General features: G+C 33.5%; 17 protein-coding genes and 1 pseudogene. 4 read left to right on the plus strand and 14 right to left on the minus strand.

Annotated elements, in window-relative coordinates; genetic code table 11:
* From ABH960_RS18100 to ABH960_RS18120, 5 genes are all read right to left on the minus strand, one after another.
* The gene (locus tag ABH960_RS18100; protein ID WP_061688471.1) at positions 1–1,110 is read right to left on the minus strand and encodes a DUF58 domain-containing protein; all 1,110 of its coding nucleotides are present in this window, start codon (positions 1,108–1,110) and stop codon (positions 1–3) included.
* Positions 1,107–2,063 carry an AAA family ATPase gene (locus tag ABH960_RS18105; protein ID WP_265324634.1) on the minus strand — a complete coding sequence of 319 codons (957 nt, stop codon included), beginning with the start codon at positions 2,061–2,063 and terminating at the stop codon, positions 1,107–1,109. The genes ABH960_RS18100 and ABH960_RS18105 overlap by 4 nt, the downstream gene beginning before the upstream one ends.
* A gap of 122 nt (positions 2,064–2,185) precedes the next feature.
* Entirely contained in the window at positions 2,186–2,479 is a 294-nt protein-coding gene (locus ABH960_RS18110; protein ID WP_404447244.1) for a putative quinol monooxygenase, read from the minus strand.
* A gap of 46 nt (positions 2,480–2,525) precedes the next feature.
* Positions 2,526–3,164, minus strand: coding sequence for a nitroreductase family protein (locus ABH960_RS18115; protein WP_000185377.1), 639 nt, complete (start codon positions 3,162–3,164; stop codon positions 2,526–2,528).
* A gap of 18 nt (positions 3,165–3,182) precedes the next feature.
* The gene (locus ABH960_RS18120; RefSeq protein WP_000204168.1) at positions 3,183–3,611 is read right to left on the minus strand and encodes a MarR family winged helix-turn-helix transcriptional regulator; all 429 of its coding nucleotides are present in this window, start codon (positions 3,609–3,611) and stop codon (positions 3,183–3,185) included.
* Between the two features lie 264 nt (positions 3,612–3,875).
* Here ABH960_RS18120 and ABH960_RS18125 point away from each other — a divergent pair, with 264 nt between their 5' ends.
* Entirely contained in the window at positions 3,876–5,819 is a 1,944-nt protein-coding gene (locus ABH960_RS18125) for a GTP-binding protein (RefSeq protein WP_404447248.1), read from the plus strand.
* A 47-nt stretch (positions 5,820–5,866) separates the two neighbouring features.
* On the opposite strand, the gene ABH960_RS18130 is transcribed toward ABH960_RS18125, so the two are convergent.
* The gene (locus ABH960_RS18130) at positions 5,867–6,511 is read right to left on the minus strand and encodes an alpha/beta hydrolase (protein ID WP_404447251.1); all 645 of its coding nucleotides are present in this window, start codon (positions 6,509–6,511) and stop codon (positions 5,867–5,869) included.
* 21 nt (positions 6,512–6,532) lie between these two features.
* Entirely contained in the window at positions 6,533–7,000 is a 468-nt protein-coding gene (locus ABH960_RS18135; RefSeq protein WP_404447254.1) for an NUDIX hydrolase, read from the minus strand.
* A gap of 190 nt (positions 7,001–7,190) precedes the next feature.
* Here ABH960_RS18135 and ABH960_RS18140 point away from each other — a divergent pair, with 190 nt between their 5' ends.
* The gene (locus ABH960_RS18140; protein WP_404447257.1) at positions 7,191–7,982 is read left to right on the plus strand and encodes a DUF4240 domain-containing protein; all 792 of its coding nucleotides are present in this window, start codon (positions 7,191–7,193) and stop codon (positions 7,980–7,982) included.
* A gap of 59 nt (positions 7,983–8,041) precedes the next feature.
* Here the strand turns inward: ABH960_RS18140 and ABH960_RS18145 are convergent, their stop codons facing one another.
* The 7 genes and pseudogenes from ABH960_RS18145 to ABH960_RS18175 form a co-directional block, all read right to left on the minus strand.
* Complete coding sequence (locus tag ABH960_RS18145) at positions 8,042–9,079, minus strand: SDR family oxidoreductase (protein ID WP_404447260.1); 1,038 nt, start codon at positions 9,077–9,079, stop codon at positions 8,042–8,044.
* 181 nt (positions 9,080–9,260) lie between these two features.
* Entirely contained in the window at positions 9,261–9,932 is a 672-nt protein-coding gene (locus tag ABH960_RS18150) for an ABC transporter ATP-binding protein (protein ID WP_404447263.1), read from the minus strand.
* Positions 9,932–11,197, minus strand: coding sequence for an ABC transporter permease (locus tag ABH960_RS18155; RefSeq protein WP_404447266.1), 1,266 nt, complete (start codon positions 11,195–11,197; stop codon positions 9,932–9,934). The genes ABH960_RS18150 and ABH960_RS18155 overlap by 1 nt, the downstream gene beginning before the upstream one ends.
* A gap of 2 nt (positions 11,198–11,199) precedes the next feature.
* The gene (locus ABH960_RS18160; protein WP_404447269.1) at positions 11,200–12,285 is read right to left on the minus strand and encodes an FtsX-like permease family protein; all 1,086 of its coding nucleotides are present in this window, start codon (positions 12,283–12,285) and stop codon (positions 11,200–11,202) included.
* Positions 12,286–12,350: 65 nt separating this feature from the next.
* A complete protein-coding gene (locus ABH960_RS18165; protein WP_404447272.1) occupies positions 12,351–12,722 on the minus strand; it encodes a hypothetical protein in 372 nt (123 codons plus the stop codon).
* 130 nt (positions 12,723–12,852) lie between these two features.
* A pseudogene (locus ABH960_RS18170) lies at positions 12,853–13,123 on the minus strand (hypothetical protein); the annotation flags it as partial.
* Positions 13,124–13,412: 289 nt separating this feature from the next.
* Positions 13,413–14,171 carry an SDR family oxidoreductase gene (locus tag ABH960_RS18175; RefSeq protein ID WP_159146809.1) on the minus strand — a complete coding sequence of 253 codons (759 nt, stop codon included), beginning with the start codon at positions 14,169–14,171 and terminating at the stop codon, positions 13,413–13,415.
* A 146-nt stretch (positions 14,172–14,317) separates the two neighbouring features.
* Between ABH960_RS18175 and ABH960_RS18180 the strand changes: the two genes are divergently transcribed.
* Together ABH960_RS18180 and ABH960_RS18185 are read left to right on the plus strand one after the other, a co-directional pair.
* Entirely contained in the window at positions 14,318–14,884 is a 567-nt protein-coding gene (locus ABH960_RS18180) for a TetR/AcrR family transcriptional regulator (RefSeq protein WP_159146810.1), read from the plus strand.
* A gap of 22 nt (positions 14,885–14,906) precedes the next feature.
* Positions 14,907–15,662, plus strand: coding sequence for a CPBP family intramembrane glutamic endopeptidase (locus ABH960_RS18185; protein ID WP_404447275.1), 756 nt, complete (start codon positions 14,907–14,909; stop codon positions 15,660–15,662).
* Positions 15,663–15,871: the final 209 nt, after the last annotated feature.

Below are 15,871 nucleotides of genomic sequence, written 5' to 3' on the forward strand. Positions count from 1 at the left end.
TTATTCTTTAATTACAATCCATTTATTCGTTCTACTATATTTCCTTGGAGAAGTACCAAGAATTAAAGGAACCGCATCCAATTCCTTACGACGAAATCCAGCTGTGTAAAAATAAGAAGATGATACAGGCGTATCTTGGTCCGATATTGAGGCAAGTACCTTTAATACATTTTGCAAATGTTTCCGATTATCCCCGTTCTTTACATGTAACAATCCGTTACCTTTCACACTGTTAATCCATAACTCAAATGAACAATCTTGCATGAGCAGTTGTTTGCATATGCCTGCGGTTAATTCAATAAGCTCTTCAATATCATTTCGTAAAGAAACGCCACTTTTATTTTGTAAATTGAGATAAATTGCGTATTTATCAGATTGTGTTCGTTCATATTTTTTCGCAGTTATCGTCCCTGTTTTTGCTGTTGCACCCCAATGGATAGAACGAAAATCTTCATTTTCATAAGACTTCACTCCCATTACTTTCATTTCATCATATAGCGGAGAAGACATTGCTTTTCGAAATCCGCGTGACCATTCTTGTAATTCAGGAACTTGTATTTTCGGAACGGCTGGTAAAACTAAATAGGACGGCGTATCAACTTGTTTATATGTTATATGTTTCGTTATGAATCCAAATGGATCAGTAATAACAATTTCAACTTCTTCCCATTTCGCGATACCTCTTTTTAATGCTACAGCTTGTAAATCAAATGAAACGGTCTCTCCACCTTTTATATTGAAATTCAAATAATAATTTGAACCTGTACTATGATTTTTGTTTAGTTCATCATGATTCCAAGTTAGCTTGTTTTCACATTTAAATCGAAATACGATATTGAAAATAGGAAATATCGCGTTGTTTGAAATTTTTATTTTGCACGTATTCGTTTCACCTATAAAAACGTTCGAATTACCTTGATTGTATTCCCATTGAACACGAGATACTTTACGTATGTATACATGCATAGTACCTATTAAAATTACATACAAAAATACGAGAGATAATATGAGTAGATTACTTGAAAATACACATAAAATAACGGCTACAACTGACATAACTCCTATTACGAAAGGCTCGGCTAAAGGTGTATACACAAGCTGTTGATTCATCGTAGATTCTCCACTGGCACACTAATCGTATGAAGAATTTCTTTCATGATTTGTTCTTTCGTCGTTTTCATCTCCCCTTCTATCGTTAACGTTAACCTATGAGCACAAACGGATGCAGCTAGTAGTTTTATATCATCTGGTGTACAGTAATCTCTTTCATTTAATATTGCTCGTGCTTGGATTGCCCGCATAAATGCCAATGTGCCTCGCGGGCTTACACCAATTTCAATCAGTTCATGCTTACGGGTTGCTTCAATAATTTCAAGAAGATAATCTTGCACATCATTCCCTACTAACACTTCCCTTGCAAGTTTTTGTATATTTATTATTTCTTCACTTGAAATAATAGAATGTAGCGTTTCTAATGGATCATTCGTTTGGAACCGATTCATCATTTCCTTTTCCGCTTCTCTCGTAGGGTAACCTTGGCGTATAGTAAGTAAAAATCGGTCTAATTGAGCATCAGGTAAAGGAAATGTACCAGCCGATTCAAGAGGGTTTTGCGTTGCAATTACTAAAAAAGGTTCTGGTAGTGAATGTGTCTGCTTCGCAATTGTAACAGTACGTTCTTCCATAACTTCAAGTAACGAAGATTGTGTTCTCGGTACAGCCCGATTAATTTCATCAACTAATACTATATTTGCAAAAATAGGCCCTAACCTCGTTTTAAATTCCGATTCCTTCACATCAAAATATTCGAGTCCAATAACATCTCCAGGCAAAGTATCAGCTGTAAATTGAATTCTTTGGAACTTAGCGTCCACACTTTTAGCCAAACTTTTCGCTAATGTTGTTTTCCCCGTCCCAGGTACATCTTCTAATAAAATATGTCCTCTTGCTATAAGAGCTATAGCTGCTAGTTCAATCGATTCATTTTTCCCTATAATGACCTTTGAAATATTGTTAGTGATTTTCTTTAATATGTTCATATATTTCACTACCACCTTTAAAATATTTTCAAAATTAAGAATATTTATTTTCCAAATTATAACACATCACGTTAGAAGTAAATATATTCCTATCAAAATAAAAAAGATGACCTCAGCATACGCCAAAGTCATCTTCTATAACCATATTATTTTACTAACGTTCCATTATAAGCTTTTATATCAAGCGGAGCATTTAAAAACTGTGATGCTTTACTAACGAAAGATGTGAAGTGTTCACTCGTATTATGACTCGCAACTGCTGTTTCATCTTTCCATACTTCTACCATCGTATAAACACTTTCTTTTTCAGTATCTTTATATAAATCGTAAGATACATTTCCACTTTCTTCTCTTGAACCATGAAGTAATGGCTGAATTTCTTCTAAAAATGATTGTTGTTTTGCTGGATCTACTTGAAATATTGCGTGAATAATAATCATGGTGTTTCCCCTCTCATATCTCACTTATTTCTGTTTTTTTATAAAATTACTTCCACTCAGCAACTTTTTCAATTGGAAGACGTACTGATGGATAACCACTGTCAGCAGCTTTTCCGATTGAAATTAACATAACTGGTACGTGACGCTCTTTGTCTAATCCGAAAGCTTCTGCGATTTGGTCTTTTTCAAATCCACCAATTGGGCAAGTATCATAGCCGTGAGCACGTGCTGCTAACATAAATTGCATTGCTACAAGACCACCGTCAATTAATACAGTATCTTTCATTACTTCTGGTGTAACCATTGAGAAGTAACCTGAAAGTTTTTTCATTTGGTCTTCTTTTACTTCAGCTGGCATAAGTCCGCGCTCTACTGCTGTACCGTAAATTTCTTCTGCATTATCAAAGTTATTTAAATCACCAAATACAGCGATCATTGCTGAAGATGTTTCTACTTGAGATTGATTAAATTTCGCAAGTGGCGCCAGTGTTGCTTTTGCTTCGTCACTTTCAATAACTAAGAATCTCCATGGTTGCATGTTTACTGAAGATGGTGCAAGTGTTGCTTCTGTAAGAATTTCAGTCATTTCTTCTTTGCTAATTTTCACTGAAGGATCGTACTTACGGATTGAACGGCGTCCTGTTAAAATTTCGTTAAAATCATTTGTTTTTACTGAATTAGTCATAGTTGTATTCTCCCTTTTTTATAATTCTTTTATGTTTTCTTGAATGCGGTCTAGCATTGTTAAAAGATTATCGCGTTCTTCTTCACTTAATCCTTTAAATGCAGATGTTGCGAAACGCTCTTTTTCCTCTTGATACACTTGAATTTTATTTCGTCCCTCTTCTGTAAGAGAAACTAACGTAATTCTGTTATCATCTGGATTTTTACGTCTTGTAATCATTCCATTTGCTTCCAGCTGTTTTAAATGCCTCGTAATCGCGGCATTATCAATATTCACTTCTTGCTGAAGTGCTTTTTGACTAATTTCATCTACTTCATATAACTGAAGTATAAGCTCTAGTCTAGATTGACTCATACCCGTACACCCTTCAAACTTCGAACTTACTTCTTTATTGAGGAAGTGTAATTTATATAAAATTATTGCTTCTTTTGAGCATGAACTTGTCAAATTACCCCTCCTTTACATCCAAATCAAAAATGTTTGATGTATCAATAGTTGATATGTCAATTAATATAATCTATATCGATTTAGAATGCAAGCATTTTGTTTTCTTTTTATTTTTTCCAAATTAAGGCGCTTTGTAGCGTTACAAAAAATGTAAATTACATTATAATAGTAATAATTTAAATGACTGGAGAGTGATTGTAATGCGGCAATACACACATAGAAATGAGGAATTAAAAATGGAAAGTGAAATGAGGATATTTATATATGACAACAATAAATATAGGGATTGTCGCGCACGTAGACGCTGGCAAGACGAGTTTGACTGAGCGAATTCTTTTTGAAACGAATGTAATTAAAGAAATTGGCCGCGTTGATAGCGGAAGCACGCAAACTGACTCAATGGAATTAGAAAGACAGCGCGGAATTACGATTAAAGCATCGGTCGTTTCTTTCTTTATTGACAGTTTAAAAGTAAATGTCATTGATACACCTGGACACGCTGATTTTATCGCTGAGGTGGAGCGATCATTCCGCGTTTTAGACGGTGCGATTTTAGTTATCTCTGCCGTTGAAGGTGTGCAAGCACAAACGAAGATTTTAATGCGGACATTACAGAAATTAAACATACCTACTATATTATTTGTTAATAAAATAGACCGTAGTGGCGCAAATACTGAAAAAGTTGTGAAACAAATAAAAGAGCTTCTTTCAAATGAAGCATCCCCCTTCTACTCTGTAGAGAACGAAGGTATAAAGGACGCTCGGATTATTGAATATAAATCCTATGACGATTGTATGGAACTGTTAGCACCATTTAACGAATCATTGCTTGAGTCATATGTAAATAACGAAATAATATCAGATACGCCATTAAGAAAAGAACTAGAAAAACAAATACAACAAGCAAATGTGTTTCCTATCTTTTTTGGTTCAGCAATGACAGGTATAGGAGTAACTGAATTACTTAAAAATATTTCAGCCTTAATTCCAGCTACTAAATCGGCTCAAGATGAAACATTATCCGGTGTTGTATTTAAAATTGAACGTGAATCTTCTGGCGAAAAGATTGCTTACGTAAGACTATTTTCTGGTTGTTTACACGTTAGAAAATATGTTGATATTCAGCGCAGTGAGTCTCTATCACATAAAGAGAAGATTAAAAAAATGTGCATATTTCATAATGGAAATGCAGTTCAAGCCTCTACTGTTCATAGTGGAGAGTTTTGCAAAGTATGGGGACTTACGAATATCAAAATTGGTGATATTATCGGTAAGCGGACGGATTATATAAAGGATATTCACTTTGCCGAACCACAAATGGAAGCTGCTATTGAAGCAGTACCAAAAGAACGAATTCATGATTTATACGCTGCACTTATGGAACTATGCGAAGAAGATCCTCTCATTAAAGTTTGGAAAGACGATGTTCATAATGAACTATACATTCGCCTTTTCGGTGAAGTACAAAAAGAAGTTATCGAAACAACACTTTATGAAAAATACAATTTACAAGTTACCTTTTCAAACACGCGAGTTGTATGTATTGAAAAACCAATTGGCATAGGGAATAGCTTTGATGTAATGGGCGAAAAAGAGAATCCTTTTTACGCAACAATTGGGTTCAAAGTTGAACGTGGCGCGCTTAACTCTGGCATAACGTATAACTTAGGTGTTGAACTTGGATCACTGCCTTTAGCATTTCATAAAGCGATTGAAGATACAGTATTTCAAACGTTAAAACAAGGTTTATTTGGATGGGAAGTTACGGACATTATCGTCACATTAACACATACCGGCTATGCAAGCCCTGTTACAACAGCGAGTGACTTTAGAAATTTAACACCGCTCGTATTAATGGATGCTTTGAAACGGGCTGAAACATGTGTATATGAGCCATTAAACGAATTTGAATTAACTGTACCAGAGCACGCAATTAGTAACACAATGTATAAGCTCGCTGCCATACCAGCAACTTTTGTAGAGCCTATATTAAATAATGATTCTTACCAGTTAACAGGATCATTACCTGTTGCAAAAACAGAGAATTTTAAACGAATGCTCCATTCATTTGCTGAAGGAGAAGGAATCTTTACAACAAAGCCAGGTGGTTTTACAAAACTTACGGCTCCCTTCCCTACTCGAAAACGTGTTGACTTTAATCCGCTAAATCGGAAAGATTATTTGCTTCATGTGTTGAAGGCTTACTAAACAAAAGAGAGGTGCAATTTGTACCTCTTTTTGCATGTGTTGATAAATTAGTTTGTCCTAACAACTTCTTTAAGTTTTTCTATTACTTTCGCTATAGCTTCAATTGAATTCTCCGTTTCAAATTCCCCAACATTTAAAGAATGGTTTGCATTTTTAACAATCTCAATCTTTAAATTGGATTGCTCTAATCGCTCCATTTGACTTGCATTGTATTGATGATCTTTGTCTCCAATTACTAAAAGCCCGTCGTGATGACTATGTAAAATGGACTCAAAAATCAAATCAAACGTCAGTAAAGGTGTAAGTAGTATCATTTTTGATTGTGCAAATTCCTCTTTCTTCATTAAATCATTTGCAATCGGGATTGTTCCGAGTGATTTTCCTAAAAACATCGAATCGTTGTATTGTCCATTTCTTAGCACTTCATTAATAATAGGATTAATATCATCCATCATTACTTTCGTTACTTCTTCCATTGGTTTTTCCATTAACTGTCCATCATAGGAATAATGAATATGTACTACATCTATTTTATTTTCAAGCATAAGCATTGTTGCATAATAGAATAATGGTTTATCATAATTGTAACCGGAACCTGAAAACATAAAGCAAACCGTATTAGAACCTTTTTCGATATGTGTGTAACGAATGACTTTTTCGTCTATATGTATTTCCTTTTTAGTCCCCTTCACCGTTTTCCCCTCCAAACACGCTTACTTTTGTAAAACGATATGTTCTGTATGAACTGATACATCCTTTACTTTATCTTTTATAAACGCTGGCTGTAAGTTATACGCATCTAACTCTTCTACCGGCACCCACTTAAATATATATTTTCTACCTGCTTCTTCAAGAATATATTGATCCGCCCCATTTGCAGGTAATTCATGCAGCTCTACTTCATAATAAAAACTAATCTCATGGAACTTTCGCTCAGAAAGGGTGAAGAAATTTTCTACTGACCATATTAATCTCTTCACTTTAATAGGAACACCCACTTCTTCTGTAAGCTCTCGTTTTAATGCATCTTCACTATTTTCTAACATTTTCACTCGTCCGCCTGGTACGTACCAATACTCTTCACCTTCATCTTGAAGGATGAGTATTTTATTATCGTGTTTACAAATTGCTCCGACTCGGTAATTAAAACATGTTTCCTCTACTTTAAACGTAAGATCCACAACAAACCCCTCCAATGTATGATTACAAAACTATTATGTATGTGCTGTACAAATAAGATTACTAAATTTTTCTATTTTATTCAATAATTTTCGAACTTTCCGAAAACTACACTTACCTTTTTGTCATTACAGGTATTTATACATATGTTACAATCACAATGCATACTAGAAAAGCAATATGGGGGTACGAATGGAAACGTTATTAATCCAGCAAACTGAGAAATCAAATAAGTTTTGGAAAATCGTTGTGAAAGATAGAGACTACGTTGTGTTTTACGGAAAAATTGGCACAGCTGGTAGTGTGAAAGCGAAAGAGTTTGAAACAGAAGAAGAATGCATAAAAGAAGCTAACAAACTAATCGCTTCCAAACGAAAAAAAGGATATACCGACCCTATTCTAGGGGAAGATTACATAAAAGAAAAAACGATAACAGAAGAAGAATTTTGGGAACTACTCGCTCGTGCAAAATCGAAAGGCGAAGACCAAGAAGAACAAATAGAATGGCTCACTTCTCACCTTGCTAAACGTACAGTACATGAAATTGTAGCTTTTGACACACATATGCATCGTACTTTAAAAGCTTCCTATACGTCTCACTTATGGGCGGCTGCTTGTATAATTATGGGCGGTTGTTCGGATGATAGTTTTGATTACTTCCGCGAGTGGTTATTATATCAAGGAAAAGAAACATACGAAGTGTGTATTGAAGATCCAGAACGGTTAATTCCTGTATTAGAAAATTTGAGCGAGTATGATGTTCCAGAAATAGAAGAACTTACACTATATTTCGGACAAGAAGTATATATGGAGAAGACTGGGGATGAAGATGATACATACTTTACACTATACCATGTCTTATCAAATGAAGAATTTGAGGAAGTTGATATCGAGTTAGACTGGGATGAAGATGACGAAGTAGGTTTGAAAAAGATGTTTCCTAAGCTATGGGAAATGTACGGGGAAGAACCGATTGAGTGGTAGATGAATATTAGGACTCTGTTTAACCAATAGACAGAGTCCTTTTTTCATAAGATTCCTATTTAAGCTCTCTTTATTTCATACCACTTATCTAACAGCACCTTTTCTCTTTCAATTGAAATACCTGCCTTAAATTCCCTACCTTTCATTTCTCTCATCCACTCATACACGTCTTTAACAGTATCTTCTAACCTTCTAAAAGTAAGACCCTCTTTAACTGCGCTCTCTATATTAATAGAAAATCCACCTTTCCACGGCTTCGTTTCACCTTCTAATGCAAAAGTTTCGGGAAGCCATAATGGCATCTCTGTCCATGGCTGTACTTTATGTTCATTTATAAATGATTCATCTACCCAAACGAATTCAGCATCACTATTCGTTACCTTTTTACACGTATTTAATAGTTCTTCCATCGTCAATTCATAATTCAGACCTGTTACATTAAATGTACCCGTTTTATTGTTTTCTGCCATGTTTAGTCCAAAGCTTGCGACGTCTTTTATATCAACGAACTGCACTGGACGGTCTTTCCTTCCTGGAACTAACACTTTTCCTCCCTTTTCTACACGCCCAATCCAGTATGGAAGCCGATCTGTATAATCAAACATTCCTGAAAGAAGTCCTGCTCTTACATGTAAAACACGACCCGGCCAATAATTCTCTGCTTCTTTTTCACATAATACTTTAAGCGCACCGTAATACTCATAAGGAGATATTTCACCATTCTCTACAGCTTTTACCTTATCACTTGGTGGTTCAGGTAGTAATTTATAATCTTCTTTTATGTGATGCGGGATCCAATCTTTATATACGGAAAGGCTTGAGATGAATGTATAGTGCTTTATATTATCTTTAAGTACTTCTCCTACATTCCTAATGTGATGAGGAGAAAATCCACATGTATCTATGACCATATCCCATTTTCGATTTTCTAAACTTGAAACATCATCATCTCTATCACCGATTAGCTGCTCTACTTCAGGAAAAATCTCATTATTTGTTCCGCGATTAAATAATGTAACTTCATGCCCTCTTTTTAAAGCCTCTTCTACGAAAGCTCTTCCTAAAAAACGTGTACCACCTAGAATTAAAATCTTCATGTTTCTCCCCCATTCATGATTGAAAATCCTTTCTTTTGTTAAACGATTTTTTGCTCTGAAAAGTTACGGGTGGGATGTAGCTTTTTACTACAATTTTAATTCTATAAAATAAAAAGAAACCATTTTGAAAAGTTAATCATCATGGTTTCTTAAATAATAAATAATTATTAACTCTCATTCTTTAACTCCGCACAACTTCCCCATCAACTAACTCAATTATTCTATTACACTGATTCGCTACTTCCATATCATGCGTTACAATAATAATCGTTCTTCCTTCTTCATTTAGTTGTAATAGCAGATTCATAATTTCTTCTCCGGTTTTCCTATCTAAATTCCCAGTCGGTTCATCAGCCAAAATTATTTCTGGTTCGCCCACTAACGCTCTTGCGATAGCTACCCGCTGTTGTTGTCCGCCTGATAGCTCGTCCGGTGTTTTATACAAATGTTCTTTTAAACCTACTTTTTCTAAATAGAACTTCGCCTTATTTTCTCTTTCACGTTGCTTTAGCTTTCTATATGTGAGTGGTAGTGCTACATTATCTAGTACAGTATGTTCTTTTAACAATGCAAAATATTGAAATATAAATCCAATCATTTCATTTCTTGTTTTATGAACTTTATTTGCTCTAATTTCAGTTAATGTTTTTTCATTTAACGTATATTCACCCTCATTTGGCAAATCAATTAACCCTATAACATTTAATAGCGTACTTTTCCCCGATCCTGATCGACCCATTATCGCTATAATTTCGCCCTTATTTATCGTTAAGTTTATACCGTTTAACGCGAACGTATTATGGTTTTTGTTACTATACACCTTCTTAATGTCTTTCAATTCAATTAAACTCATTATTCCATCCCACCTATTAATGTTTTCGGTTCAAGCTTTCTAATAAATAAGAAGACAATTACATTTGAGACAATGATGATCAATAATAAGAATAGAAATACTAAAAATAATATAGGCATATCCAATTTAAAGTCTAATACCGTTGCTGTTTTTAAATCCTTCGACATTTGCAATAGAGCCCCATATCTCCATGAAAAGTAAACTAGTGACATTCCTAAGCCAACTATTGCTACAATAATGTTTTCTAAAACAATTTGAATAAACATTCCAAATTTACTTTCGCCAAAAACTAATTTTATACCAAATTCCCTCTTTCTCATCATGATAGAAATAATAGTCGTTACTACAATTCCGACGATTGAGAATAAAATAAATAAGATTCCGACTATAAGTTGAGGTATTTCAGAATAGCTATCAAGAGTAACCCCTTCATTTATTTCTTCACCTAAACTTTTTAAATAAAACGTACCATCGTTTCCTTTAAGTTGAATTGATTCTTCTAGTTTCTTTATATCTGCACCTTTTTGTAAATATAAAACTGTACTTTGATGTAGTCTTAAAAACATCGCTTCATATTTTTCATATCTATTAGATGACATAGGCATTATCATTGCGTAATCCAACTTCAAATATGTGTTCGTCGTATTATTATTTACGATAAATTTATTTTCTGGCAAAAAGCCTGTAATTGTATATTGATTATTAATTGTATCCCCAACTTGAAAATATTTCTTAAAGTAAGAACCCATTAAAACCTTTGTTTTCTCTTCACTGTTTTTTTGAAAATCTTCATGTAAGAAGCCTTCTTCAAATTTCAAAGGTAAATGTAACAATTTGTAGTAATTTTCATCTACAAAAATTGTTTTAATAGTAGGTCTGTCATCGTGAAACGTTTTATGTTTCAAATCAGTAATCATACTGGTTTGAAGTGGTCTATTACTTGACTCTATTTCAATAACTCTCTGCTCGTATGTACCATACGAAATCACATCTTTATTTTGTTGAATCGTTTTATAAACTTCTTGAATTTGTTCTTTATTAAATTTTTTGCTTTGTAACCTATCTGCCGTCGTTTCAAAATTAATTAAATATGTTTTATCCACATTTAATACTGAGCTGGATTTATCGTTTAGATGGTGTAAGTTATAAAATACATTAATTGAACTCGTTATAGTTGCTAATCCAAATGTAATCTGTATTAGAAGAAGTACCGAAAATAGAAATCTCTTTTTTAATGCTAGGAACGCACTTTTTATTCTCATCATTTTTACTCCTTTAATGCTTTAGCAGGTTCACTTTTAAGCACATATACAATTGGTATTACAGAGAGGATAAAAGCTATAGTAAGTGAAAGAAATACACACATTACAATATGAGTAGACTGTAAACTAATGCTATAACTTGTAAACTCTAAAATATTTTCACTCAAAGTTTTAAAAATCCATTGTATGCATATTGCACAGGCTGATGCAGTAATTGCACATAAAAATAATTGACTAAATATAAAAATAAAAAGATTTACATTACTTGCTCCCAAAGCCTTCCTTAACGACAGGCTCTTTTTCTTCGTATAAATCCAAAAATAACTTACAATTATACTGGTAATTAAAGCTATACAAAAAATTCTATATGGAAAACTGAGTAACTCTTCTACGGCTTCACTAGAGTTTTTTTCCTTCTCATAGTTCTCTTTTTCACTAATCACTTTGGCATTTATATCTTTATTGTTCTGTTTCATATGCTGTATGAAAGTTTCTATCTCTTCTTTAGGGTTTTCGTTAGAACGAACGATCATTTGGAATGTCTTTTCATTTTGTATCTTTTGTTTCACTTCATCTGGCATGTCATGTAAAGAGACATAAATTTTCATATTATACTCATATTCGGTATTTACTCCTGCTAGGCCTTTAACTGTATATTCCTTATTAAATAGTTTTATTGTTTCCGTATTTTTATAAATTTTCTTCCCCACTATTACACTATTTTCTTCATGTTGTTCCATCTGAGAACCTTTTAGCAATGGTGGAGACCAATTTTTATTAAGGAGACCATTCATTGTTATCCGCCCGATATCTGGAATAGTAATACGAATATCATTTGTAATAACGCTAGCATTTTTAAAATCAGATTCTACTAACGTCTGAAATTGTTTGAAATTGAATTCCCCCATATTAGTAAGTTGAACGGAATAGTAATAATTAAAATAACCATTTTTACTATCATAAAATCTCTCATCATAATAATCTTTCGTCGACATTGCGATAAGTATCGGCCATATTGTCAATACAAACGCAATAAATAACATAATGAATATCGCTTTGTTCACCACTATTTCTTTTAATACTAGATTCATATATCCTCCTTATTTTAAAAACCGTGAAAAAAGTATATATCCTTTTTCACGGTTTTTGTTGATTTTTATTTAATTACCATTTCCTTATAGGCGAACGCACTATCATCCTCTACGACTGACCATTCATGAGTCGAATAACCACCATTCACTTTCCCTTTGGATGAAACTTCAACATCTATACGATCTGTAATTCGTGCATCATCCACTTCTTCTTTTCTAAAAGAGCCATCACTAAATTTAGCTGTTACAATCATTTTGTACATAAGAGGTTCATTTGATTTTGCAGTGTAGGCAGTTGCCTTAGCTTTCGAACCGGATCCTGACCACCTTGCACTATTATCCCAACTAATCGAAGCAAATGAAACTGAAGAAACCATACCTAATAAAGAAGCAGTTAGTCCTGTAACAGCTAAAGTTTTTTGAAGTAAGCTTTTCATATCTCCTTAATCTCCCTTTTTAAAATATTCACTTAAATATTTAAGTATTTTTAGGCCTTGTCCTCATTATACATAAAGAAAATAATGAAATATCGAAAAATCCCAATATTTACATTTATTCACACAGAACTTACATTCCCGCGAACTTTCCGTCATTAAACAAAAAGTTAGTATTAAATTCCAAAACCCATCCCCCGGCATTTGGAATAACCTCAGAAGCAATCATCCTCACAGTTCTTTCTCTGGTACGCAGCAAATCACATTCCCACCATCGCTCATTTCACAATATGAATAAACACCCTCTTCTTCTCGTAACCAACATAAGTAAATAAGTAACAATGTTGATTTTGGATCATTTCTGTCGATTCTTTTATCCATGATTTTGATAGAATTTCTTTTCCTTCACTCATCGTATTGGGAAGTTCCCCTTACACTGTTTACGATATGATAAAGCACACGCAGGACTTTAGACGCGGGATAGAAGTATCGTTGTTTTGTAGCAAAACATGGTTTACTTTATTCATAGTCATACAAAATACGTACAAACATTTACGAACCAATAAAGATAGCTATTTAAATATTAGTGTTAATTTATAATGTAAAAATTCTTATAAAAAGGAATGCTCCTGCCAAATTGACAGGAGCATTATTTTTTCAAAACTTATTTACTTATATATATTTGAATTAAAATTAATATGAAGTCCAGCCGCCGTCTACAGAAATCACTTGTCCGTTTACGAAACTAGCTTCATCTGAACCTAAGAAGATAGCCAGTTGTGCAACTTCTTCTGGTTGTCCAGCACGTGGATTAATTGCCATACCTAATGCTTGGCGGCTCGCACCAAATTCACTCACATTTGTCATTGTAGAAGCAATGTTTGTTATGACTGCTCCAGGAGCGATACCGTTACAACGGATGTTGTTGTTCGCATACATAAAGGCAGTGTTTTTTGTTAGGCCAACGACTGCATGTTTAGATGCTGTGTAAACAGCACCAGCACGTGCACCGTATAATCCACCTGCAGAAATATTATTGACGATCGTACCGTGTCCTTGTTCCAAGAATAGATTCACTGCAATACGCATTGTTTTCATTACAGATACTGTATTCACAGAGAAAACCTTCTCCCAGCGTTCGTCTGAAACTTCACCAACAGGCTCCATTCCATCCATGATACCTGCATTATTAACAAGAATATCTAATTTCCCGTAAGCTTGTTTTGTTTCATCGAAAAGACGTTGAATATCTTGATCAGAGGTAACGTTTGTTTGAACAGCAATGGCCTCTGCACCTGTAGCTTTAATTACTTGTACTACATGTTGAGCCCCTTCTAAGTTTAAATCTGATACAACGACTTTTGCTCCTTCTTTTGCATAACCTTCTGCAATTGCTTTCCCCATGCCTGACGCAGCACCAGTGACAATTGCTACTTTATCTTTTAATCTCATTTGAATCGGCCCCCTTTGTCTTTTATTGTACAGTTGTTCAATAAAGATTATAATAATATAAAAGAGCGCTTACAATGAGCAAAAAAGTGATAAATGTTCAATAATTAACACATCGTAAGAAATGTGTTCAATAAGAGGTGAAAAAAATGATGCGTACAGATATGCGTATTGTGAAAACAAAAGAGGCGTTACATAACGCATTGCTAGAATTATTAAACGAAAAAACTTTAGAAGTCATCTCTATCTCGGAAATTTGCAGAAAAGCCAAAATAAATCGTGGTACATTTTACTTACATTATAAACAAGTGGAAGATTTATTTGGGGAGTATTTTAAAGAAATTACAGCAGATTTGACACGTTCTTATCAAGAACCTTATCGCTACGTATCAGTATTGAAAACTAGTAAATTAGATCCTTCTACAATTCGGATTTTTCATCATATCGAAAAATATAAAACTTTCTATAGAATTGTTTTTTCCAAAAAGGTTCCTTTAATGTACTATTATTTATTTTTTGAGGAAATAAAGCATTTATTATTTCAAGATAAAGGGTCTTTGCTTAAAGAAGGAGTGAATGATTCACTTTATTGTTCCTACCAAGCGAATGCAATTATTGGCATCATTATTGAGTGGTATCAAAATGATTTTTCTTATAGTACCAGTTATTTAAATGATCAACTTGTTCAAATTTTAAATATGGAAGTAGACGGTTAACACTTTATATATACTTAGGTAGGTGAACAATATTAATAGAAACATAGTTTATCATTCAACATTATGTATTTATTGTCTCACATCGCTTGTATATATCATCTTACTGAACATAGAAAATAGTCGTAATTATTTAGGGTTTACGATGGTTGTTCCGTTGTTAGCCGTTATTTTATATCAAAAAGTATATAAGAAACAAGAAATTTTCCATACATTTGGCATTTCACGTCCAACATTAAAATCACTAATTTTCCCTATTTTATTCCCACTACTTCTAGGTCTATGTCTCCATTTTTATTTTTATATTTATAATATAAAGTTCTTATTTAATCACTGCAATGAATTGGGATTTCTCATACTCATTGGTCTTACAATTGCAGCTTTGTCTGCATTTTTAGAGGAAATTATTTGGCGCGGGAATCTTCATTACTATTTACGAAAAAAACATTCATTAATACAAACTGCAATAATTACAGCTTCACTTTGGTCTTTATGGCATTTACCAGTAGCACTCTTTTATAAAAACTATGAGTTATGGTTTGTAGGAATATTAAGTTATCTATCGTTATTATTTATATTATCTATAATTTTGACGTATACGAGAGAGTATAGCCGTTCTGTGATAACACCTGCAATTTTACATGGTATGTTTAATGTATTTTATTTAACAAATGGAGTAGAAACAAAATGGGATATTAGCCTAATGGAATTAATTAAATTTATCTTGCTGGTAATTGTGTTTGGCATGATGTACCTTATACATCGAAAAGTTAAAGAATAATTTACAATAACAGAAAAAGGTGTTTCAGCTCGCAGTTTAATGTACCTTAATTAACTCATAAATACTTCAACACCTATTCAATAATCGTATAGGTGTTGAAGTTTCCTAATCTTAATTGAACGCCTCCGTTCTCACAGCACTTATTTCAATCATGGAGAATATAACAAGTATAACTAAACCTTTCATTTTCATTTTCATAAAAATACACA

The organism is Bacillus sp. RC252, from assembly GCF_044909215.1.
GTDB lineage: Bacteria > Bacillota > Bacilli > Bacillales > Bacillaceae_G > Bacillus_A > Bacillus_A mycoides.